The sequence below is a fragment of the Natronomonas marina genome, assembly GCF_024298905.1.
Classification (GTDB): Archaea; Halobacteriota; Halobacteria; order Halobacteriales; family Haloarculaceae; genus Natronomonas; species Natronomonas marina.
This window is the reverse complement of sequence record NZ_CP101154.1, coordinates 1,513,434-1,534,290: the sequence shown is the minus strand read 5'-3', so window position 1 is coordinate 1,534,290 and position 20,857 is coordinate 1,513,434. Positions and strand designations below refer to the sequence as shown.

Here is a 20,857-nt window from a genome sequence, read left to right as displayed (position 1 = left end):
GCTGCTAGCTCGACAGCTACGTCTCAAGAACGCCCACTCCTCGCGAGTTGGACAAACAATCAATCTTCCAAGTTTTCCATTCCGACGGTCTCATTGCATAGCAGTAGTTGGTAATACGACTTCTTCATTCAACGGAAAGTGTGAAATAAGGCAGGGGGTCAAAACGATTATATTTATTCCCACCTAATGTGGGAACATGGCAAAGGTGGATTCGAAAGGCCGCATCGTTCTTCCGCAGGCGGTGCGAGACCGCCTCGATATTACACCAGGGACAGAGGTAGAAATCCGCGAAGAGGATGGGAAGGCTGTTGTAGAGCCTGAGAAAGAGCCTGACGAAATCATTGCACGCATGGATGAGCTTATCGGCGAAAAGAGGGACGTAGAAGACGGGCCGCCTTCCCCAACAGAGCACAGCGAGACACGGCCGCGCTCGGAACATCCAGATTCAATCGCCCAAGAGTTCAGAGAGAACGTCCGAAACGGCGCGGAGCAAGCCACCGATGAGTGACGCTGGCGGTCCGTATCTGCTCGATGTCGGAGTGATCGCCCTCGCGCACTCGACCGCACCAGTGCGTGACCCTGCGCTCACACTCATCCGAGAGGCGATCGCTGGTGAGATCGACGCCGTCGTGCCGTACCCTGCGCTGTTCGGAGCGCACCACGTTCTCACAGGCCCGTTCGGCTGCTCGAGTTCAGGTGCCTCTCGTCGTCTCCAGAATCTCATGGATGCGAAGCGAATACGTTGGTATGACCGTATGCCAGAAGATGTTGTTCGGGGTGGGCTTTCTCAATCGAGTGACGCAAACGTTGATGGCTGGGACGGGTATTACGCCCAGGTCGCCATCGACGAAGGGGTGAATACTGTGCTGACAATCGATGACGACTTCGAACGATTTGATGCGTTTGATACCGAAGCGGTCCTCTCTCCCGATGAATTTGCTGAGTTAAACAGATTTCTCGGTAGTTGATTTCACACATAGATATAAATAAAGAAATCGTTGCCAAGAACTGACAGTGCGAGTAGAGGATGTCATAGAACGACTCACACACCCGTCCGGCAAGCCGCGGATCGGCCGGTGTAGTGGATTGCTATATCAGACTGACCCGGTAGCTACCTAATATCTGTCAGGTCCCGGCTGCTGAATAGAGAGGACGGATGGAGCATGGGCCGCTGTCCAGTAGGAGGGTCCCTGCCGAATCAGATGCTCAGTGTGCGTTCGTCTTGCTCGATGACCACACCTGTTTCTGGTGGCTCCCGAAGCGTTTTGCATCTTGGCGAAGTACCATGGGTATGTCGCGAGTCGACGCGGGCGATGTCGACACTCCTGATCGAGAAATCCGGTTAGTGAAGAACCCGGATGGACAGTGGACGGCTCGTGACCTCCGTGCGGAGGTGACCGCCCAGGGGCAGAGTCGGGCGGCAGCACTCGACGATCTCGACGCCGTCGTCGAGGCCATCGACGGTGACGGAGGGCGTGCGCCGACCGACGAGGAGATTCGTGACCTGGGTGTTGATCCCCAGACAGCAGGCGAACAGAGTGACGACCTGCCCGACGTGTTGCAGTAGCGTCGCGATGGTGACGCGGGACTTTTCCGGTGAGGATGTGTACAAGGTACTGGTGAATGTCGGGGGGTTCAGGCACGTCCGGACGACGGGTGATCATCTCATTCTGCGCTGGAACCCACCAGAATCCCACGAGAATACGGATGCACGCGTGGTGACCGTTCCGGCCCACGATTCGATTCGATCAGTATCGGGACACTCCACGATATCGCCGACGATGCCGGCGCAGCGGATTTCGAGGCGTTCTGTGAATGGATCGACGACCATCGGTGAGGGCCACTGTCAACCAGCCCGATCCCAATGAGAGACGAGGTACTTTACGCAGCGTCAACGAGAGGGGGAGTCAGCGCTCGGCCTGCAGCGCTGGCTTGAGATCGACGACGAGTGAGCCGTCGACGTCGAGCGCGTGAACGAACGCGATACCTCGAAGTCGTGTGCGTCGTGCGGAACCACCGACGACAGCCAGCGCGGGGAGGAGGTCAAGAACGCCCGTGAGACTGAATCCATCTGATCGCGAGGACTGAACAGCGTATACAGAAACATCGGGCCGACGACAGCTTTGTGTCGAACGTGACCAAGCCGGAAGTGTTCGGGCGTGATTCTTCCGATCGGTGTCTCGACTGGCTCTGCACTCCGTGACCTTGGGAGAGTGGATAATATTAATAGAATATATATTTAATCACAGTTAAAGAATAAAATAAAACTCTATAAACTGCGAAGCACCCCACAACCAGCAAAATTGCCCGAATCCTTGAAAAAATTCTCGGCAATCAAAAATTTCACGCCCTATAGAATATATTATTGTAGAACTAATGGTATCGGGCGGTGTGAATATAAAGCCCAAGATATTCTAGGATAAATCTTCAATAGCAGTATGGGCATTTAGCGGTTACACCATCCAATCGGCGATCGGCCGACTCTGGTTGGTTCGCGTAAAAAAATGGGGAATTTGCAATGACGAACGATGATGAAAGAGGCCGCAGCCTCCACATCGATCGACGCACAGCATTGAGAACACTCGGTACGGCCGGCGTAGTCGCTACCGGTGCAGGACTGGGGTCGTACATGCTTTCCGGACGGGGTGCCGCGCTCAACGTCGCTATCAGTGCGACCAACCCGTCCTCCGTGGCCAACGATCGGGGGGACCTGTCGAAGGTCACGATCGACCCGACGTTCCGCGTCGAGTGGGAGAACTTCGACACCGCCATCGGCAAAGTGTTCTACGTCATGGAAGCCAGAGTCGGCTCCCAGACCGACTGGTCGCCGGTGTTCCGCTCGACGCCGTGGCTGACGCCCGGTGCGTTGCCCGGCGTCACCAGGACAAAACCTGGAACGACCGGGCACTTTGAGTACACCGACAAGATTAGTGATATAATGTTGCAGTCATCACAGGATCGCAGTGCTGTTGGTGAGGACCCCCGATCACTTCCGCGATCCATTCAGATCGCCAACGAACTCGGGCGGCCCGACTACAGCAGTGCGTCGGGATACCCGAGTGGCGTTGACTCTGACTCCTATCTCGGCGGCGGGTCGGTCGGGTCCGCTGACGATGCCTACACAGAGCTCGACAATGGGAGAATCGCCAAGCCGGAAGGTGAGCCCGCAGAGACCGGCTCATCCACGCTCACCAACAACGGCGGCAGCCTGCCGCTGGTCAACAACTTCCCGGGGGCAGCGAGCGGATATTACGGAGCCGCGTCGGGGACCGACCAGTTCGACACGGGCCAGGATGATTCCTCCACGACAACCAGCGTAGAACTCCGCTACACGTTCGCGCTGCAGACCATCAACGAAAGTGCGGTGCAGTACTTCGTCTCGGGCGACCTGTCGAACGATTACAATGGCGACGTGCCTACAGCTGCCAGGGAAGATCCCCACCTCGAGAACGTTCGGCCATCGGACATCAAGAGCGACAATGGTGGGAACTCCGTCCTAGTTATGGACGGGAACGACGGATATCCCTCGATAGAGGATAACGGAGCCGGCAGCCCGGCTGAAAACAATTACGACGCGCTTCAGGCCGTCGCTGACTCACATCCCGCGGTCATCAGCACGACGGCCGCGTTCGACGTCACCGTCGAGAATCAAAAAGCAGGGAGTGGAGTCACTGGAGATTCCAACACTGGAGCGAGCGGAGGCGGGCAGTAATCACACTGCGAGCTCGGTAGATGGTCCGTTCAAAGGACGACCAGGATTCGCGACGCCGAGGCATCCTCCTGGTGCTGGTGATAGTCGTGCTGCTCGGTGCGGGACTCGGCATCGTCCCGTTCGTGAACGAAGACCAGTCGGGTACTCTGGGCCCGGTGGAATCGACGCCAACGCCGACGGAACCGTCGGGCGACGCACCGCCGACATCGTCGCCGAACGGGACGACGCCGTCACCAGCGGCCACAGACACAGCACCGCCGGCCACGGACACACCGACGCCTGACGAACCGAGTGTGACTCCGGACACGCCGGATGAACAGGAGGGTGGTGACAGTGGGGACACGTCGAGTGATCCCTCGTCAGGAGTGACGGGGTCGAGCAATCCCGACGCCGAGTGATCAGGCCCAGAGAAGCCCGATATTGACCGCAGTGGTGAACACTCCCACGACTGCGAGCAGTACCATCGGGGCGTAGTACAGTACTGCGTCGCGTTCGATACGACTCCCGTAGAGGCTGACGCCGAGACATACAAAAAATACGGTGAGCTTCAGGCCGATCAATCCGGCGTGTCCATACATGCCGACGAGCCACCGAATCAGCACATTCGTCTCGACAACGCCCGGAGTGGAGATAATGGCGATCGTGGACAGACCGTCACCAACGCCGTACGTCAGTAGCGCGATGCCCCACAGCAGGTACCACTCCAGTGGTTCGGAGAGATGCCCGGCCCACGCATCATGGACGGGTTGCGAAGTGGCCATCAGGGCCCCCGATTAGATTCTAACCCGACTGTCATGTCTTTCTGAAACTCCTATACTTTCCAGAACGGTCCCAGCAGTGATATAGTCGCGTTCAGTTTCAGTTCTCGAAAGTCACGGCCGAGATGGGACCGGTGCTCTTCGTGGGCCAGTCCGTGGACCGTCTCGGGGTTGAGCCCCTCGCCTTGTTTCCTCGGTAGAACGCGGTTGAACACGCACCGCTAAGCGCGTGGCATTTCTCCTAACGCCTCAAAGAACGTTTTTGAGGACCCCTCTTGCGATGAGACGCGGAAATCTTAGACCGGACGGTCGGTCCGGACCACCGTCGCCGACCAGCAGCCATTCGGTGCGAGACAACCGGTCTCACTCCGGTGACATCGTTGGAGTATCGAAGGACTGGAACTGATCGCCGACGGTCTCCCTGAGGGACCGCTCTATCGGGTCCCGGTTCGGAGGCAGTCGCGTTAATTACGACGCGTCGAGCAACGGAGGTCATTCTTCTCGAAACAGTACGAGCAAGCGTATGAGAGCGAGACCTATCGCTCACACATCAGGACCGAAAGGCGTAGTGCCTGTGGATTCTAGACGGCATGGTCGGAAATCAAGGCTAACCGGCCCACTGAGCGGTACGGATAATGCCGCCGGGGTCGATCAAGTGTTAATCCCGACGATACAAGTAGCGACTGCCAGCACCATCTTGACAGTTGGTTTAAATTACATCAAATAAGAGATTCCCGGAAACAGCTATTTTATACAGAGTCGCACCACAGCGCTACGTCTATCTTGCCAGATAGGGGCGAAGTAGATTTTCCGGAAACGACCCGGTCACGTTTTTATGACTAGCCTGAAAATCCACCTACCAAGTATAGATGATACGCGATGCTCGCGTCCTCCGTGCCGGGTTCGTCCCTCGGGAGGTCGAGCACCGCGACGCCGAGGTCAACCACCTCTCCAGCGTCCTCGAACCCATCACGAACGGCGAACCCGCCGACACCGCTCTCGTCACCGGCCCCAGCGGCGCCGGCAAGACCTGTATCTCCAAGTTCGTCACCGAACGGCTCCGCGAAGAGGTCCTCGACGTCGAGGCCACCTACGTCAACTGCTGGCGCAACTACACCCGATTCCGGACCCTCTACCAGATCCTCGACGACCTCGGCGCCACCATCGACATCCACCGACAGTCGACGCCGCACGACGAACTCGTCGACCGCCTCCAGCAGCACGACGGCCCGCGAACGGTCGTCATCCTCGACGAGGTCGACCAACTGGAGGACCCGGGCGTCATCTACGACCTCCACAGCCTCCCGCAGTTCGCGATCATCTGCATCGCGAACACCGAAGAAGAGCTGTTCAGTCGCGTCGACGACCGCCTCGTGAGTCGGCTCCGATCCAGCGAGCACGTCAGGATGGACAGGTACCACGACGAGCAACTCTTCGACATCCTGAGCGCCCGCGTGAAGTGGGGCCTCGACGAGGACGTCATCACTGACAACCAGCTCTATCGCATTGCTGATGCGGCCGCCGGCGACGCCCGCCTCGCCATCGGCATCCTTCGAACAGCGGCTAGCACGGCCGATCGCGAGCACCACGAGCGCATCACCGACGATATGCTCCTCGATGCCGCCGAGGATGCTCGCGCCCAGATCAAGCAGAAGAGCCTCGATTCACTCACCCCGCACCAGCGCGTCGTCTACGATATCGTCCGCGACCACGGGCCTCTCGGACCGAGCAAGATTCACGAGTACTATTCCGAGGCAGTTGACGACCCCCGGACGAAACGCACCGTCCGCACGTACCTCTCAAAGATGGAGCAGTACAACCTCCTCGAGGCGGAGGGGACGAGTCGGGACCGAGAGTACTCGCTCGTCGATTCGGCAACCGCATCGCCGATGTAGTGACCGTGACGCCGTCACCTATCACGAACTGAATTCGCCGAGGCCCGATTGCTCGTGGTCCAGCGGCTCGATGACCTGGGGATCGTTGTTGCCGAGGTTGTTGACTCGCGTCGGGATCTCGTAGGCATCCAGATCATCTTTCGGGTACAGCTGGCACACTTTCAAACTGTGGAGGGCTCTAGTCGAGCTCTATTTTATGAACTATTACATGCGAACATCTTATGCTTCATGAGACGCTACATCCGCACGACATCAGGAGGGTCAGGATGAGTAGCAACGATACCAAACACGTCCAAACTGAGTTGAGCGAGGAGGAGTACGAGCGATTTCGAGAATTCGCTGAGGAACACGGACTGTCGCTCAAAGAAGCCAGTCACGAGGCGTTGATTGAGTGGGTCGAACGTCAACAACAGGCCGATCCGAACGATGCAGCCTTTACAGTTCTCGATGAGCTCGATAATTCGTCGCTCCCACGGACAGCACAGACAGACGCCAGAGAAGAAGACGATCTCGTTGAGGAGTGGCACGGCAACGATGAATCGTTCGCTCTCGCTGAGGACCCCTCCTCAAACTCCTAACTCTGATGGCAGAACCAGTTGAGACACCGATTGGCACGGTGACCGCTGAACACTTTCGACCGGGTTCGATACGTCACCAAGTCGTCTGTGGCCCGAAGTTCCTCTATGCGCTGTTCAATCCGCAGGATCAGATGCATCCCATCTCACGTGCATTCATGGATTTTGTCCGCGACGGTGATCTCCCATATCGACGACTGGTCGTGAACGACCATATCGTCGACGAAGCTGCGACCCGCCTCAAAAAACAGGCGTCGATGCGAAACGCCGCGACGTTTCTGACGACGCTCGATAAGAGTGATCTCTATCAACTCGAATCAGTTACTCCGGAGGTATTCGGTGATGCGACGGACACGTTTATTGAATGGACCGACCTCGATGCTTCCCTGACTGATTTCATCGTCGCGTCACACATGGCCGAGTTAGAGGTCGATCACATCCTCACGTACGACCGACATTACGACACCTTCGACGTTACGACGCTCCCCTATCGGAGTCAAAAGTAAATGTTAGCCAACACGATGTTGGTTAACCAACGTGCGACCCAATAGAAGACGGTTTGTTGGTTAAAGACAGTAGCATGAACCACTGGCAATTCAGGAAACGATCTCGGAATCGGTCGATCGATTCAGAAAATACAGAGACTGAACTGGGGTTCGCTTCCATCTCATCCCTTTCCTGAAACGCGGAAACACCACGCCGCGGCTTATCGGGGATGGGGACAACGAATCGGGTATGCGAAAACACACAACATCGAATCGATTGGTAGCGGATCAGCCGACACGGGGCGCTGACCGTAATCGGTCCCTCGCTGACCAGGCCGATCCGCCGACGGGCGAAATGCTACTGCCCTCGCTCGACGACGGCATCACACTGCTCGATGTGAAGGGCGGCCGCGGCATCCCACTCCTGCAGTCGCTCGTGCTCGACCATCTCGTCCTGCACGACGGGCCCGCCTTCTGGGTCGACGCAAACGGCCACGCGACGACGACCACGCTCGCCCGAATCGCGCCTAGTCAACGGTTGCTCGACCGAATCCACGTGGCACGCGGGTTCACCGTCTACCAGCACTACGGCGCCGTCTGTGAGCTCCCGACAGCGGTGAACGAGATAATCCAGTCGTCCACCGCCGATATCGGGGCAGCCAGTCGACGGGCACCAGGTCGCGACGAGGAGACGTCGCCCCACACACCCTCACTGATTGTCGCGCCGGCCGTCGACGCCCAGTACCGCGCCGACGACACACTCTGTGAGACCCACGCCGAGACGCTACAGGCTCGAACCCTCGCCCGATTGAGGAGCTACGCCGACGGGTACGACATCCCGGTGCTCGTTACCCGAAACGAACGAAACGAATTCACCGCGCCGGTTGCGCGGGCTGCCGATCACCACCTCGAATGCGAGCAGACCCGGATGGGGCCACGGGTCGTCGGCAAGGACTTCGAGACGCTCGTCTACCCCGTCGACGACGGCGCGTACTACCAGACGACGCTCGCGTACTGGCAGCAGCTGCTCGCGGCACGCGCCACGCAGGTCGGTATGGAACCGACGACGCCGGCGTCGTCGACGCCGACCCCGGAGGGTGTCGGGACGGGCGTTACAGCTGACGGTGAGACCGTATCGGCCACCGCGGACCCCCTACTGGACGCGTGGAGGGGCGGCTTTGGAGGCCAATAGCGATGGGGCGTACGAACCCAACCTACCGTGATGCACTCCGGGCCATCGAAGAGCGCTGGGCGGCGTTCCGGCGGGCCCTCCGGCGTCGCGACCAGCCGCGATTCGACCGGCTGTTCGAGTACGCCCGCGAGCACGCCGACGCGTGCGGACTGTTGAACCACCAGAACCCGCTGCTGCCGGCACTGCTCAGCATCGATCTCGAACAGGAAGCCCGCCTCGACGACCACGAAGAACGCCTCGAAGAACTCGAACGGGCACTCGAACAACGGGAAGCGAGCCACGAGCGGGAACACCACCAGGATGGAGCCACGGAATGACGGGGCTCGACACCGTTGCGTTCGATATCGAGACAACCGGCTTTGACGTCGACGATCAACTGACTGTCGTCGGGTTCGACACGGATATTGGCTCCCGGATCTTTCTCAATACGGACGGGCAAGCACCGCCGTCAAATCTCGAAGCACGGGTCAACGAAGAACTGGCGACCTCAGTCTCGATATCGGTCCAGCAGACTGAACGGGCCTTGCTGTGGGAGATGAGTACGTTCGTTGAGTCGACACTCGCGCAGCGCGATGCGAAACTGGTCGCATATAATGGCGAACGATGGAACGGCGGGTTCGACCTCCCGTTCCTCCGTACACGGCTCTGTTACCACGAAATCGACTGGCCGTTCACTGGACTGCCGTACATCGACGCGATGGATGTCTTCGAGACACGGTTCAATACGTCGGGTGAGACGCTAACTGGCGTCTACGAAGAGCTCATCGGAAGTGGGTTAACCAGGCTTGATCCGTTCGCAGACAGCAAGGAAGCGGTTGAAGCGTGGGAAGCGGAGAACTTCGAGCCGCTCGTCCTCCACAATGTCGCGGATATCCGGCGGACACGGTCTTTGATGCGGCTAGCAGAGCGATACTGCTCGAAATCTGATTTCTCGATGAAATCGCTCGATCCAGTGGTGTGAGCGGAGTACTCTTTCGGGGCCAGCGTTCTGTGACGACAGCACAGCCAGTCTCCGTTCCGTTGGTCAGTAGCGTATCGACGAACCTCCGCTGGTCTTATGAATAGGCGTCGTTGAACTCCCGTTCACGGTGCATCAGCTCTTCGACACCGTGCTCAAGAATACCCCGCCCCATTGCCGTCGGCCGGTAGTACGTATAGAAGCCCTGGCTGTCAGCGGTCCGCCGCTGGCGCTTGTCGACGAGCCCGACGTCGACCAGTTCGTCGAGATGGTAGTGAAAATTGTGGGATTCGACATCGACCGCGGCCTTGAGATCGGCAGCACTCAGTTCGTCGTTGGCGACGAGCGTGCGGAGGATCCGGAACCGCGTCGGGTGGCCAATCGCCTGTTGCATCGCGAGATACTCCTCGAGCGTCAGCCCGCTATCCTCGGGAAGCGGCGGCTCGGGCTGGCGAACCTCCTCAGTTGGCTGGCGATCGGTGTCGGCCATTTCGGGGGGTCTCAGGTCCTACGTTGGGACGCCACGTACTTGGCCGTTCTCGACTAGAATATTCCTGAAAACACCGATATTTATCACCACTTCGGGAATTCGCCGCAGCGAAACTAAAACGAGCGTTGGAGAGGGATGGTTTCAGCGAATCTCAGGCACAGTCGACTAGTGCGAGAACAAACTGCAGCACTTTCATACAATGTATGAACATCGAGAGGCAGCGCCGCTGTCACTAAGGACCCTATCCGCATACAATATATGCACATGCCGCGAACGACGAGTACGATTCCTGAGGACCTGCATCGACTAGTTGAAGGGAGCGTCGAAGCCGGAATCTTCGAGAACAAGAGCGATGCCGTTCGGTGTGTATTACGGGAGTACTTCGATCGCAACGAAGCTGCTCGCAATGCGGCAGCCGTACATAATTACGACACGGAGGATGCAAGCCTTGGGACAGCAGCTCGGTTAGCGGATGTCTCCCGGTCCGGTATGCGGACGGTTCTTCGCGAGCATAATGTCGAGATCGAAGCCACCGATGAGCCTGAATCGGGGGCCCAAGACGGTGACGCATCCGACAACCAGTCAGCGCTTGACGCCTTCGACCCCTCTGAATAGCGGTGAGTGTCGCTGCGGCTGTACGGCGCACACACCACTATCGGTCGGCGATACGGCTGGAGACACGCTATACTCATCTAGGAACCGATAACTTCCGCGAACACAGAGCGCCGTTGCCCCGAAATAAATGGTTAGTTCCGATTCGTTCTGAATCAGCAGACTGATATCCATCAGGGGGAGCAAGGCAAGTGACATATCACAGTCCAGGAGGCCTGAGCAGGCTAGATCGCTGCGGCGAGCGCGCCGATGGGCGCGCCCGCGCTCACACAGCGGTTGACGCCCGTGTCTGGCTATAGCGGTGCTGTGTCGGCGCTGTGTTCGCACACACGGAGTATCGCTATGCTCTAATACTGTTGTAAATTGTTCTCCAAGATGCTATACCTGCATGTCTATGTGCGGAGGTGATATCAGAGAGTGGTGTCGTTTGAGAGCAAGAGCGTTGATACATTACTTCGGCCGCGGACGGAGCTGTGTCTCGGCGTGAACGGTTCGAAGCAGTACCCTTGAGGGTTAAACGCCCCCGAAATGTAATAATACCGCTGTGCCAAGCAGACTAAGTCGCTTCAACGTTCGTCCTTAGCTAAGCCGGCAGAGTCGAGTGACTGCCGTTTTGCCGAATCGACAAACTCGGATGAGAACCGCTTAGACACCAAATTCGATCTCGGCACCCGGTAACTTCCGTCTAACGACCGTCCCTACGCTTTCATGCGAGTCTTCTTAGCTAAAGACAGATGGTCGCTTCAACAGGTGGCCGGCTGAAACCCGGAATTGTACTCCAGGCAATTTCTGTCTCAAGAGAGGTATTCACTGCTCTATTGAAAATGGAAGACAGCGGCAGGATTACTCCGTAACGGTTTGAGGAAATGAGGTCGAGAAGGCGATTATGGGCGTCGCGTTGCTCGACCTCGTTGAGACAGCACTACGTGTAGCTAAACAAGCGTTGGGGAATCGAGCGGGCAAGCCCGACTCGGGCGGGCTTGCCCGCGAGGCCCACATCGTCGCGCACTGTATTCGCAAAGAAGAAGGTCACAGCTACGCCGAACTCGTTGATCGAGTGAGCCTCATGCCAGCGGTGTGTGATCGGCTCGGCATCCACCCAGACGCACCGCCTGATCCAACCACGTTCTACCACTCCTTCGACCGCTACGCGATGTACGTCTGGCGGGCGTTGCTGCGCATCTCCGCGCAGCAACACCCGCAGTCTGGTCACGCCGCATTAGACAGCACGTTCTTTGAACGGGAACAAGCCTCACAACACTACCTCCAGCGGTGTGGGCGAAGCGTCAAGACGATCAAAGCGACGACGCTGACCGATACAGAATCGTTGGCGGTGCTGGATGTCCACTGTTGTATCGAGCGTGAACACGATACAAGGGCTGGCCCGCGGGTCGTCCGCCGGAACGCGGACGACCTGCGGGCCGTCGCCGCCGATAACGGCTTCCAAGACTGGCACACTGAGTACGAGGTCGCTGCACTGGACATCGACTACCTCGTTCACTACCGCGGTTCAACAGCGAAGGCAACTGCGAATAACGCACTCATCCGGGCAAAGGGCTACACGCAGCGATGGATGGCAGAAACGTCCTACTCGACGGTCAAGCGAACACAGGACTCCGCCCTGCGTTCGCGGTTCTGGTACCGACAGTTCCGTGAGATCGTTCTCTTGTTCGCTCTCAACAACCTCAAGAAGCTCGCCAAAACGTTATGATCCTACTGCCGTACCGCATTTTCAATAGAGCACGAAAAAGAAGTTTCTGGACACGGAATAGAGGTTGACCGGAACTATGACGACAAGGTTCTGAACCACCCTATCTCGGGGAAGCCTATAGACGGCCCGTATATCGAAATAGTGACTGAAAAGCTAAAATAACCAGGAAAGCCAGCTTGTCTCCACAGAACAGGTCCTGACTAACCAGTAGTCTGTAGTGGCTCATATCACCTACAAAACAGTTGTTTCGCCAGAGTCGGTCACAGCACGTACGAATCCAGATATTCGGATCGTGAACCATCGATATCAACGTCCATGTGGATGCGAGTTGGGCTAGTGAGCACTTCCCAGCGACACCGGTAGAAACTCCATTTCGGCAATCGAACACCTGGAATACACGAAGAGCAGGGTCGGCTTCGTCCAGAACTTCCTCCGCGACAGTCAGGATCGAATCAGCGAATCCGAACCCACCAAGTATCGCATGCACGAGGTGTTCCAAGTCTATGTCGATGTGATTCCGGATACCACCGAGCTAGACGGGTTCCGAAACGTATTCGGGTTCAAGCCACCCGCCGAACCGCTCCTGGCACCGGTCTTCGAAGCGGACAAGGGTTCGCCGTTGGCAGAATACGTGTCGTGGTCGCCGTCTGCCGAGAAACGGATCGTCTCACCAGAGTTACTGGCCGCGATGAAAATCCGTTCGCTCCCGGACAGAGATACGCGTCACAAACGAGTGAAGGACCTCGCTGACCTTCACGGCCTCCTCTGGTACGTCACAGACTACACGGACGTGAAGACTGGCGCATTGGAATACGTCTCCGACTCCGATGTGGCGCAATTTGTGGACGCGGTAGACGACTCCATATTTGAAGACGCAGCAACACTACTTCAGATTGAATCACAACTCATTAGCGACTCTATCAATCGGTTACTCCGGTGATCGGTATCCACCGGTGACCGAACAACTGTGTTCACGGGTGAACTACCCCTGGATACTCGCTCCGCGAGCGAGGGGCTTCTTGCTCCCACGACGCGCTGTGCAGAAACAATCGCAGTCCCCGTCGGAGCGCAGTCTTCGCAGGCGTTACTTCGGAATGAGCCACTCCTGACGTCCTGATTATCCCGTAGAATCTGAGCGGAGGCAGGAGACGCTCTGTATAGATGGCGGGGGGGGCGCCCTTCAAGCGTGCCGTACTCGATGAGTCGCTCAAGGAACGTACGGATCGTCGTCGGGTCGAAGTCGGTCCGCTTCGAAGCTACTGCACTGGTGGGTCTGCACGCTGACGAGGCCGCCACCGCGGCGAGTGGTCCTCGGTCGCCCGTCGGTGTCTACGGGGGCGGGGGAGCGAGGCTCCCCAAGATGTGGGATCAGGAGACCTCGCTGGTAGGGTCCCGCTCGCCGGTCGGACTGACTTGCTGGCTCGGTCCGTCGATAGTCCTCGGCCTTGGACTCAGAGCGGTCCCGGGCCATCGAGCTGCCGGCAGCCGAGTGGCGGGTGTCGCCCGGCCGGGCGTCGTAGATCAACTCGATGGCGGCCCCGAGCAGGTCGGGCGGTGTGGTGGCGCGCTCGATGCTCGACAGTTCGGCCAGGACGGGGTGAGTGCCGTTGGGGGCGACTAGACGGCCTGCGTGTAGCCATCGGTCAGTGGGCTCGGAGGTCTGAAACGGACCGTACCGGTGACGGCTTTCACCGATCGAGTATTCGAACGACGATGTCTCGCCGCTCGTCTGCTTGCTCGAAGTGTATCAGCAGCCGTCCACACAGCGCCAGTCGGCTGTTCGACCATATCGAGACAGCGTCCGCGACGACAATCGACTCTCCCCCACGTCAGCAACTACGGTAAAGCCTGGAGTCTTCGCCTCGTGGTTCTGTAAGCAAACTGGCTTGGGTCGTCGACCCGACAATACGGAACTTAAAAAATATAATTTGGCTTCAGAAGAAATATGTTGGATTGACCCGTTGGTCGAAGTATGTCTGACGACGCTCGTCGCGACGGTCCACCCCCATTCGACCGGCCATTCGACGACGAGGACACGAAACAGCGCGTGTACGGCGCGGTCCTGCATGCACGGGAGCCGATGACGGCCGCCGAGATCGCCGAGCGTGCAGACTGCTCGGAAGCGTCCGCACGGACGCACCTATCTTTCTACGCCGACCTCGGCATCGTGATACACCATGACGGCCGCCCAGCGCGATACGAGCGCAACGACGATTACTTCGAGTGGCGGCGAATGAACGAACTGGCGAACGAACACACCGTCGACGAACTACAGGCTCGGGTCTCGGAGCTCACCGACCAAATTGAGGCATACCGCGAGGAGTACGAGGCTGACGCGCCCGCTGACGTCGATGTTCTCGACTACGACGCCGAGCGCGTTGACGACGTGTATGCGGACCTCGGTGACTGGGCGACCGCAATCGAGGAGCGCCGGCTCCACGAGCGTGCTCGCCAGAAGGCGACTAGCTCGACAGCGTCGTCGCACGGCTGACCGATGGTGCCGGCCGACGATGGCGCGAGTCCTGCGCTACTGGACCGGGCGGTGGTAGCGCATATGCGTTCGCGGTTTGCTGGCCGTCGGCTGTGTGAAGCAGTGGACCTCATCGAGGAGGGAAAGCTGTATCTCCGTATCGAACTCGCCGGTGATTACTACCCGGGCGATGCGTCTGCTCGGTTTGAGATTCGATGGTATCGCAACGGCGACTTCACCGTTCACTATCAAGAAGAGCGCCAAGAGAGCGTGTGGAAGTGTCGCTGGGACCGCCACCCCAACCGTCACAACGCACGGGACCACTTCCATCCGCCGCCGGACGCGAGTCGTGCCAACGCAGCAGATGCACAGTGGCCGCCAGACCATCGTGACATCTGTCAACTCGTCCTTGATTACGTCGAAGAGCGAATCGAAACGCTGTGGCAACTGCAGTAGGACCTGACATCCTCCCACGACTTCACAGTAGTTGCTGGATCGGGTGTGTCGGATGAACGCGGCACATCATCCGCGTGTAGCGTGTGCGGGCACGAGGATGACGACAGTCGTGTTGACCGTGGACTGTGGACGAGCGACCGGTGCGGCGGTCGCGCATAGCGATGTGAACGGAGCCGACAACATCAGGCAAGAAACGCTACCCATGACTCCCCCACCCGGGAATGGGGATAGCGGTAACGGCTGTTTGGCCCAGCCACGCGTCATCCACTTCAGCCGGACTCGCGGATTCCAACCGCGAGCACCCGCCGGGTGACGTGAAACCCTAATATCCCAACACGCGGGATTCCCCCGCGTTCACGCGGGGGAGGGGGTCAAACGAGGACGTTGTCCTCGAGATACAGTCGGACGTAGTGGTGCATATCGGGGTCGAGGGCGGTGACAAAGCGGTAGTCGGTGTGTTGGTCGTCCAAGGTAATCTCGTAGTCGTCGTTGGCGGGCCGGACGTGAAAGACCGGATTGACGGTGTGTCGCGAGGGGCTGCCGTCGACGGAACTGGACTCCCAGAAGTGGGCGTAGGGGCCGTACTGGTCGTGGATGGTGATGTCGAGACCCAGCTCCTCGTCGGCGATGCGGTGGGCGGCGTCGGGGAGGCGTTCGCCCTTGTACAGTCGGCTGCCGAGCCAGAACCATACTGAGGGGGTGATCTCACGTTTCGCCAGCAGGAAGCCCTGCTGAGTTTCGAGGATGAGGTCCACACAGACCTGTGGCATCCGTGCGATGAACTCCGCGAAGCGGTCCTCGGGGATGTGTTCGTCGTGGACGTGCATATCCTCGTACGGGGTGACGTCGTCCGGCATTGGTCTGGTGTTCTCGGGAGTGCGGATACAGGCTACGGATTGTGGTGACTGCTGGCATGGGTACCCGTCAATCGCGGCACTCCATTCGCCGGCAGCTGTAGCACGCGTCGGGCGAAAAAATATCGACCGCTGTGAACGTCCCTGGTGGAGGTCCGACCAGATTGAGGGCCGTGGCAAGCGTCACTGCCGGCGGGGTGCTCGGCGAACCGCGCCAGAGTGAACTCGAAACGCTCATCAGCCGTCTCGAAGTGTCGGCACCGTACCGCGTGGTCGTCGGGTGGCTGGGGGGACGCCCACTCTCGAATCGACGCGTTCGTCGATTAGGGGCTAGGATGTCCAGATGTCTTCTCTTAGAAGGAACAGTTCGCCCGGCAATCTTTATAAGTAATCTTCAGGTCAAAATACCGGGGTCTACTCCTCTTGTGAGTGACAGATGATCTGGCATGACCCATCACGAGTCCATCACAGTATGATATCGAGTTGACAAACTAGAGACTCGCACAGGACGCCGATGCAACCTAATCGGAGAATCTGACAATCTCAGTTCTCTTCCGACTCAACCGAGCCAAGGTATCACTGAACATCTAGCGCGACATCAAATCTACGGGGTACCCATCAGGGCATCCATTTTGCCTTCGGAAGACTCGAGTTACGTTTCGACGGCCTGGGGCCAAATCGGGACGGTCTTCCGTGAGCGAAGTTCTCGGTAGTTCACATCCTATTCCGGTGACTACCAAGTGAGACCTTCGTAGACAGTCCCATCTCGACGGTCGATAGCGTGACGGCCAATAAACCAGAAGCGCGCGTATGTTCCAGCTGAAAAGAGATAGTGTCTCTCTTCCATTCAACGCAACTCTTCGAATGCCGATGCAGGGTCCCGGAATTCATAGTCAATAGCATCGTAGAGAGTAGAGGAATCAAGAGTACTATCCGTGGGCCGTGGCGCTTCTTGACCGAATTCTTCGGTTGTGATCGGTTTAATTAGGCCCGTATCGTACCCACACACTTCTGCAAGTACAACAGTAAATTCATACCGTGACATGGACTCGGGCCCTGTTGAGTGGTATAATCCAGTCTGGGTTTCCTCTCCGATACGAAGACATGCTTTCGCCAAATCAGGGGCGTATGTGGGAGATGATGTCTGATCGTCGACAATAGTCAATTCATTATTGTCTTCTAACTCGCCAAGGGCCCACGTTACGAAGTTCTGGCTCGCTGTGCCATAAATAACACTCGGCCGGAGGATGGTCACTTCATCTGCGATACGTGCTGCTCGTTCGCCCGCATATTTTGTCTCAGCATAGTAGTTGATCGGTTGAATCTGGTCCGACTCGGTATACGGTGTTTCCACCGGGTCGCCAGGAAAGACGTAGTCCGTAGAGAGGTAAATGAGGTGAGCGCCAGCTTCGTTTGCCGCAGTAGCGACGTTCCGAGTTCCAGCAGCATTTACACTCCAAGCCTGATTCCGCTTCGTTTCGCAGTCGTCAACTGCGTGGAAAGCTGCTGTATCTACGATAACGTCCGGATCAAAGTCCGTAATGACGGACTGAGTTCGGCCTGCATCCGTTTTGTCCAGCTCGATATCTGTGGTTTCCACCTGGTTATCAAGGTGTGTTGAACGAACGGTGTCCCCACGAGATTCTGCTTGCTCGACAATATTTGATCCGACAAGACCGGACCCCCCGATTACAATGACTCGCATGGATTACCCTCTGTATAGGGCGTCGTAAATCTTACTCCATTTGATCCAGAACCGCCTCTGAAAGGTGGTCTCCGAATGGAAGTGAAGACGTGAGTCCAGGTGAAACCGCATTCAATACGTGGGTGGATTGCGAACCGTGCTCAAAGAGTGGATCTTTGATGAGCGTGCCGTCATCTCGAACAACTTGGGCACGAATACCTGCGTAACTCTTTCTGAAGTCTTCTGTTTCGACTTCCGGAACGAGAGACTGCGATGCCTCAATGAACGCTGCCTTTCGATACGACTTGTTCAACTCATTGAGCGCGACGCCAATCATCTTCGGCGACGCCAAGAGCTTCCAGAAGCCTTCATATTTAAACGTCGATGCTAATTCTGAAATATCGAATTGGGTATTTTCGTACGCCTCCCGTCCGAACGCGAGCACGGCATTCGGCCCGATAATCACCTTGTCGTCGGTTCGTCGCGTGAAGTGAACCCCTAAGAACGGGAGTTCTGGATCTGGCGTGGGGTAAATCATCGTATTCACCAGATTACGTTTTTGAGGGACCAGTTCGTAGTATTCGCCGCGGAACGGCACGATTTGATACTCTTCTCCAACGCCCATCTGATGGGCAAGTTCATCAGCGTATAGTCCAGCAGCATTCACGAGATAGGACGCGCTGATTGTTCCATTCGAGGTGAGAAGGTGATGTGTATCGTCAACTGTTTCGATTTCCTTCACCTCGTACCCAGTGTAAAAGTCAACGCCGCGGTTCTCTGCATCGCCCGCAAGTGAATAGACGTACTTTTGTGAGTCAACAGAGGCGGCTTCAGGGCAGTAGAGGGCAGCTTCGCCGGCAGCGTGTGGTTCGTGCTCTTGGATTTCCTCTCTGGTTTCTAAGATTTCCGTCTCGACTCCGTTTTCTGTCGCCTGTTCTTGGATTTCGGTTAGTCGTTCTCGTTCCTCTTGGTCCGTTGCGACAACAAGAACACCTAATTCTTCGAGAGGGATATCATTATCCTCACAGTACTCTTTCATTCGGCGGGTTCCTTCGGTTGCGAATTTTGCCTTTAGCGAACCGGGAGGATAATTGAACCCTGGATGAAGGACACCGGAGTTACGTCCGCTCTGGTGTTCAGCAAGGTGGTGCTCCTTCTCAACCACACAAATCTCTAAATCTGTCTGGCTGGCTAAGTGATAGGCCACGGAACAACCAACACATCCACCACCTACGATAGCGACATCGTATTCGGACATGTTTGTTCATACTATGGTAACATCTTGAGCGTTCTGCTCTGTCTGACAAATGGTATGACCGGCATCACAAATAGTAAGTGAGATTGGAGCATCGCCCAGAATGAACGCGCATGATACACGATGTGGAAATAGAAGAACTCCAGATTAATGCGGACGAGCGCGGATGTCTCACTGAGCTCTGGCGCTCAGACTGGGAGTTCTTTCAGGGAGAAGACGAACCAACGATGTCCTATTTTTCCGAGACGTACCCGGGAATCATCCGTGCGTGGCATCGTCACCATCGCGGTCAGATTGACCACTTTGTCGTCCCCCGTGGAAAGGCAAAGGTCGGCATCTACGATGACCGCCAGGACTCACCTACACAAGGCGAAGTTGATACTTACATTATTGGGGAAGGGAATATGAACGCAATCCGTGTTCCAGGGGACTGCTGGCACGGGTTCAAAGCAGTTGGTGACGAACGGGTTCTGTTACTTAATTTCCCGACGAACCTCTACGACTACGAGGACCCTGATGAAGAACGACTACCGTATGATACTGATGAAATCCCACTTGACTGGGAAGAGCCTCCTCACGAATAATACATGAAAGGAGTTATTCTCGCAGGCGGAACTGGATCTCGATTGCGCCCGATTACGCATACTGGGCCGAAACAACTCGTTCCGATTGCGAACAAGCCTGTCCTTGAATACGCTGTTGATGACCTGAAGGACGCCGGTATCACTGAGATTGGGATTATCTTGGGGAACAAGGGTCGAGACGAAATTCAAGAGTACTTCGGGGACGGTGCGGAGTTCGGCGTTGACATCACCTATATCGTTCAAGGAGAACCCCTTGGACTCGCGCATGCAGTCGGATGTGCGCGTGACTTCGTCAGCGACGATTCATTTGTCGTATATCTCGGAGACGACATGATGCGCGAGGGCATCGAAGACCTCGTCGCAGATTTCGACGCTGAGGAATACGCTGCAGGGATCGGTCTACAGGAGGTAGACGAGCCCTCTCGATACGGGATTGTTGGGCGAAACGAAGCCGGCGACGTGACCGAACTCGTCGAAAAGCCCGAGGATCCTCCATCAAATCTTGCCCTCATCGGTATTTACCTTTTTACACCGGAGATCTTCGAACAGATTGAAGGTCTGGAGCCGTCATGGCGTGGTGAATTGGAGATTACGGATGCCATCCAAGGGCTTCTGGATAAAGGACATCGTGTTCAGTCACACGTCGTCCATGGCTGGTGGAAAGATACTGGAAAGCCTGGTGATGTTCTGCATGCCAACCGTCTCGTCCTCGACGACATTGAGTCGGACATACAGGGTGAAGTCCAAGACGAATCCTCAATTACGGGCCGTGTAGAGATTGGCGAAGGAACCGTCGTTGAAGAAGGTGCGGTAGTGCGGGGACCTGTGTCGATTGGGGAAAATACCCGAATCAAGTCGGAAGCGTACGTAGGGCCGTACTCCAGTATCGGAGACAACTGCGAAGTGGATAACGTCCACATTGAATCGAGCGTGGCCATCGGTGAAAATACGATCACAGCTGATCGTACTATCGTCGATAGTCTCCTTGGCCGGGAGGCATCGGTGACGACAAATAAAGACAAACAACCCGCAGGTGACCGTCTTGTTATCGGTCAGAACTCGTCCTTGGAACTATGAAAATTATCACTGACACCTGTCCTGACTGTGGGACAATCATCGCCGGAAACGTACTGGAACGGCATCGGGTTATGAAGTGTCCCGGATTG

General features: G+C 57.0%; 22 protein-coding genes and 1 pseudogene. 17 read left to right on the top strand and 6 right to left on the bottom strand.

Translation table 11 applies throughout. From position 1 onward, the window contains the following. Positions 1 to 196 precede the first annotated feature (196 nt). The 5 genes from NLF94_RS08255 (at position 197) to NLF94_RS08230 (ending at position 4,110) form a co-directional block, all read left to right on the top strand. Positions 197 to 508 (top strand): AbrB/MazE/SpoVT family DNA-binding domain-containing protein, encoded by a 312-nt coding sequence (locus NLF94_RS08255; RefSeq protein ID WP_254840988.1) that lies wholly within the window; start codon positions 197 to 199, stop codon positions 506 to 508. After that, on the top strand, positions 501 to 968 hold the full coding sequence (locus NLF94_RS08250; protein WP_254840987.1) for a type II toxin-antitoxin system VapC family toxin: 468 nt from the start codon (positions 501 to 503) through the stop codon (positions 966 to 968). The genes NLF94_RS08255 and NLF94_RS08250 overlap by 8 nt, the downstream gene beginning before the upstream one ends. A 323-nt stretch (positions 969 to 1,291) precedes the next feature. Next, a complete protein-coding gene (locus tag NLF94_RS08245) occupies positions 1,292 to 1,567 on the top strand; it encodes a type II toxin-antitoxin system HicB family antitoxin (protein ID WP_254840986.1) in 276 nt (91 codons plus the stop codon). Positions 1,568 to 2,518: 951 nt separating this feature from the next. Then, positions 2,519 to 3,712, top strand: coding sequence for a hypothetical protein (locus NLF94_RS08235; RefSeq protein ID WP_254840985.1), 1,194 nt, complete (start codon positions 2,519 to 2,521; stop codon positions 3,710 to 3,712). A gap of 20 nt (positions 3,713 to 3,732) precedes the next feature. Beyond that, the gene (locus NLF94_RS08230) at positions 3,733 to 4,110 is read left to right on the top strand and encodes a hypothetical protein (protein ID WP_254840984.1); all 378 of its coding nucleotides are present in this window, start codon (positions 3,733 to 3,735) and stop codon (positions 4,108 to 4,110) included. Here the strand turns inward: NLF94_RS08230 and NLF94_RS08225 are convergent, their stop codons facing one another. After that, positions 4,111 to 4,473, bottom strand: a complete 363-nt coding sequence (locus NLF94_RS08225; protein WP_254840983.1) for a DUF5658 family protein — start codon at positions 4,471 to 4,473, stop codon at positions 4,111 to 4,113. A gap of 866 nt (positions 4,474 to 5,339) precedes the next feature. On the opposite strand from NLF94_RS08225, the gene NLF94_RS08220 reads away from it, so the two are divergent. Beyond that, entirely contained in the window at positions 5,340 to 6,365 is a 1,026-nt protein-coding gene (locus NLF94_RS08220) for a Cdc6/Cdc18 family protein (protein WP_254840982.1), read from the top strand. Between the two features lie 21 nt (positions 6,366 to 6,386). Here NLF94_RS08220 and NLF94_RS08215 read toward each other — a convergent pair. Beyond that, positions 6,387 to 6,527 (bottom strand): annotated as a pseudogene (locus NLF94_RS08215) (SOS response-associated peptidase); the annotation flags it as partial. A 104-nt stretch (positions 6,528 to 6,631) separates the two neighbouring features. Between NLF94_RS08215 and NLF94_RS08210 the strand changes: the two are divergent. The 5 genes from NLF94_RS08210 to NLF94_RS08190 all read left to right on the top strand — a co-directional run bounded on the left by NLF94_RS08210 (position 6,632) and on the right by NLF94_RS08190 (position 9,578). Next, a complete protein-coding gene (locus NLF94_RS08210) occupies positions 6,632 to 6,943 on the top strand; it encodes a hypothetical protein (RefSeq protein ID WP_254840980.1) in 312 nt (103 codons plus the stop codon). 5 nt (positions 6,944 to 6,948) lie between these two features. Next, on the top strand, positions 6,949 to 7,446 hold the full coding sequence (locus NLF94_RS08205; protein ID WP_254840979.1) for a type II toxin-antitoxin system VapC family toxin: 498 nt from the start codon (positions 6,949 to 6,951) through the stop codon (positions 7,444 to 7,446). A 229-nt stretch (positions 7,447 to 7,675) separates the two neighbouring features. Next, the gene (locus tag NLF94_RS08200) at positions 7,676 to 8,617 is read left to right on the top strand and encodes a hypothetical protein (RefSeq protein WP_350355853.1); all 942 of its coding nucleotides are present in this window, start codon (positions 7,676 to 7,678) and stop codon (positions 8,615 to 8,617) included. Positions 8,618 to 8,619: 2 nt separating this feature from the next. Then, entirely contained in the window at positions 8,620 to 8,934 is a 315-nt protein-coding gene (locus NLF94_RS08195; protein WP_254840977.1) for a DUF8156 family protein, read from the top strand. Further along, the gene (locus NLF94_RS08190; RefSeq protein WP_254840976.1) at positions 8,931 to 9,578 is read left to right on the top strand and encodes a ribonuclease H-like domain-containing protein; all 648 of its coding nucleotides are present in this window, start codon (positions 8,931 to 8,933) and stop codon (positions 9,576 to 9,578) included. The genes NLF94_RS08195 and NLF94_RS08190 overlap by 4 nt, the downstream gene beginning before the upstream one ends. Before the next feature lie 94 nt (positions 9,579 to 9,672). On the opposite strand, the gene NLF94_RS08185 is transcribed toward NLF94_RS08190, so the two are convergent. After that, a complete protein-coding gene (locus NLF94_RS08185) occupies positions 9,673 to 10,065 on the bottom strand; it encodes a winged helix-turn-helix domain-containing protein (RefSeq protein WP_254840975.1) in 393 nt (130 codons plus the stop codon). 1,498 nt (positions 10,066 to 11,563) lie between these two features. Here NLF94_RS08185 and NLF94_RS08175 point away from each other — a divergent pair. The 4 genes from NLF94_RS08175 to NLF94_RS08160 all read left to right on the top strand — a co-directional run bounded on the left by NLF94_RS08175 (position 11,564) and on the right by NLF94_RS08160 (position 15,314). Then, a complete protein-coding gene (locus NLF94_RS08175; RefSeq protein ID WP_254839087.1) occupies positions 11,564 to 12,388 on the top strand; it encodes a transposase in 825 nt (274 codons plus the stop codon). 481 nt (positions 12,389 to 12,869) lie between these two features. After that, a complete protein-coding gene (locus NLF94_RS08170) occupies positions 12,870 to 13,328 on the top strand; it encodes a nucleotidyl transferase AbiEii/AbiGii toxin family protein (protein WP_254840973.1) in 459 nt (152 codons plus the stop codon). A 1,032-nt stretch (positions 13,329 to 14,360) separates the two neighbouring features. Beyond that, positions 14,361 to 14,879 carry a DUF7342 family protein gene (locus NLF94_RS08165; RefSeq protein WP_254840972.1) on the top strand — a complete coding sequence of 173 codons (519 nt, stop codon included), beginning with the start codon at positions 14,361 to 14,363 and terminating at the stop codon, positions 14,877 to 14,879. 63 nt (positions 14,880 to 14,942) lie between these two features. Further along, a complete protein-coding gene (locus NLF94_RS08160; RefSeq protein ID WP_434085395.1) occupies positions 14,943 to 15,314 on the top strand; it encodes a toxin-antitoxin system TumE family protein in 372 nt (123 codons plus the stop codon). Between the two features lie 371 nt (positions 15,315 to 15,685). On the opposite strand, the gene NLF94_RS08155 is transcribed toward NLF94_RS08160, so the two are convergent. The 3 genes from NLF94_RS08155 to lhgO all read right to left on the bottom strand — a co-directional run bounded on the left by NLF94_RS08155 (position 15,686) and on the right by lhgO (position 19,110). Further along, positions 15,686 to 16,171 carry an NUDIX domain-containing protein gene (locus NLF94_RS08155; RefSeq protein ID WP_254840970.1) on the bottom strand — a complete coding sequence of 162 codons (486 nt, stop codon included), beginning with the start codon at positions 16,169 to 16,171 and terminating at the stop codon, positions 15,686 to 15,688. Between the two features lie 844 nt (positions 16,172 to 17,015). Continuing rightward, entirely contained in the window at positions 17,016 to 17,873 is an 858-nt protein-coding gene (gene rfbD, locus NLF94_RS08150) for a dTDP-4-dehydrorhamnose reductase (RefSeq protein WP_254840969.1), read from the bottom strand. 31 nt (positions 17,874 to 17,904) lie between these two features. After that, complete coding sequence (gene lhgO / locus NLF94_RS08145; RefSeq protein ID WP_254840968.1) at positions 17,905 to 19,110, bottom strand: L-2-hydroxyglutarate oxidase; 1,206 nt, start codon at positions 19,108 to 19,110, stop codon at positions 17,905 to 17,907. Positions 19,111 to 19,220: 110 nt separating this feature from the next. On the opposite strand from lhgO, the gene NLF94_RS08140 reads away from it, so the two are divergent. Beyond that, a complete protein-coding gene (locus NLF94_RS08140; RefSeq protein WP_254840967.1) occupies positions 19,221 to 19,691 on the top strand; it encodes a dTDP-4-dehydrorhamnose 3,5-epimerase family protein in 471 nt (156 codons plus the stop codon). Between the two features lie 3 nt (positions 19,692 to 19,694). Further along, the gene (locus tag NLF94_RS08135) at positions 19,695 to 20,768 is read left to right on the top strand and encodes a glucose-1-phosphate thymidylyltransferase (protein ID WP_256558723.1); all 1,074 of its coding nucleotides are present in this window, start codon (positions 19,695 to 19,697) and stop codon (positions 20,766 to 20,768) included. Positions 20,769 to 20,857: the final 89 nt, after the last annotated feature.

What these genes read in the sequence shown, in the direction of transcription:
- NLF94_RS08155 (WP_254840970.1), bottom strand. Translation starts at nt 16,171, where the DNA reads ATGCCGGACGACGTCACCCCGTACGAGGATATGCACGTCCACGACGAA.
- NLF94_RS08220 (WP_254840982.1), top strand. Translation starts at nt 5,340, where the DNA reads ATGATACGCGATGCTCGCGTCCTCCGTGCCGGGTTCGTCCCTCGGGAG.
- NLF94_RS08210 (WP_254840980.1), top strand. Translation starts at nt 6,632, where the DNA reads ATGAGTAGCAACGATACCAAACACGTCCAAACTGAGTTGAGCGAGGAG.
- NLF94_RS08190 (WP_254840976.1), top strand. Translation starts at nt 8,931, where the DNA reads ATGACGGGGCTCGACACCGTTGCGTTCGATATCGAGACAACCGGCTTT.
- NLF94_RS08200 (WP_350355853.1), top strand. Translation starts at nt 7,676, where the DNA reads ATGCGAAAACACACAACATCGAATCGATTGGTAGCGGATCAGCCGACA.
- NLF94_RS08170 (WP_254840973.1), top strand. Translation starts at nt 12,870, where the DNA reads ATGCACGAGGTGTTCCAAGTCTATGTCGATGTGATTCCGGATACCACC.
- rfbD (WP_254840969.1), bottom strand. Translation starts at nt 17,873, where the DNA reads ATGCGAGTCATTGTAATCGGGGGGTCCGGTCTTGTCGGATCAAATATT.
- NLF94_RS08135 (WP_256558723.1), top strand. Translation starts at nt 19,695, where the DNA reads ATGAAAGGAGTTATTCTCGCAGGCGGAACTGGATCTCGATTGCGCCCG.
- NLF94_RS08195 (WP_254840977.1), top strand. Translation starts at nt 8,620, where the DNA reads ATGGGGCGTACGAACCCAACCTACCGTGATGCACTCCGGGCCATCGAA.
- NLF94_RS08245 (WP_254840986.1), top strand. Translation starts at nt 1,292, where the DNA reads ATGTCGCGAGTCGACGCGGGCGATGTCGACACTCCTGATCGAGAAATC.
- NLF94_RS08185 (WP_254840975.1), bottom strand. Translation starts at nt 10,065, where the DNA reads ATGGCCGACACCGATCGCCAGCCAACTGAGGAGGTTCGCCAGCCCGAG.
- NLF94_RS08205 (WP_254840979.1), top strand. Translation starts at nt 6,949, where the DNA reads ATGGCAGAACCAGTTGAGACACCGATTGGCACGGTGACCGCTGAACAC.
- NLF94_RS08140 (WP_254840967.1), top strand. Translation starts at nt 19,221, where the DNA reads ATGATACACGATGTGGAAATAGAAGAACTCCAGATTAATGCGGACGAG.
- NLF94_RS08235 (WP_254840985.1), top strand. Translation starts at nt 2,519, where the DNA reads ATGACGAACGATGATGAAAGAGGCCGCAGCCTCCACATCGATCGACGC.
- NLF94_RS08230 (WP_254840984.1), top strand. Translation starts at nt 3,733, where the DNA reads ATGGTCCGTTCAAAGGACGACCAGGATTCGCGACGCCGAGGCATCCTC.
- NLF94_RS08225 (WP_254840983.1), bottom strand. Translation starts at nt 4,473, where the DNA reads ATGGCCACTTCGCAACCCGTCCATGATGCGTGGGCCGGGCATCTCTCC.
- NLF94_RS08165 (WP_254840972.1), top strand. Translation starts at nt 14,361, where the DNA reads ATGTCTGACGACGCTCGTCGCGACGGTCCACCCCCATTCGACCGGCCA.
- NLF94_RS08160 (WP_434085395.1), top strand. Translation starts at nt 14,943, where the DNA reads ATGCGTTCGCGGTTTGCTGGCCGTCGGCTGTGTGAAGCAGTGGACCTC.
- lhgO (WP_254840968.1), bottom strand. Translation starts at nt 19,110, where the DNA reads ATGTCCGAATACGATGTCGCTATCGTAGGTGGTGGATGTGTTGGTTGT.
- NLF94_RS08175 (WP_254839087.1), top strand. Translation starts at nt 11,564, where the DNA reads ATGGGCGTCGCGTTGCTCGACCTCGTTGAGACAGCACTACGTGTAGCT.
- NLF94_RS08255 (WP_254840988.1), top strand. Translation starts at nt 197, where the DNA reads ATGGCAAAGGTGGATTCGAAAGGCCGCATCGTTCTTCCGCAGGCGGTG.
- NLF94_RS08250 (WP_254840987.1), top strand. Translation starts at nt 501, where the DNA reads ATGAGTGACGCTGGCGGTCCGTATCTGCTCGATGTCGGAGTGATCGCC.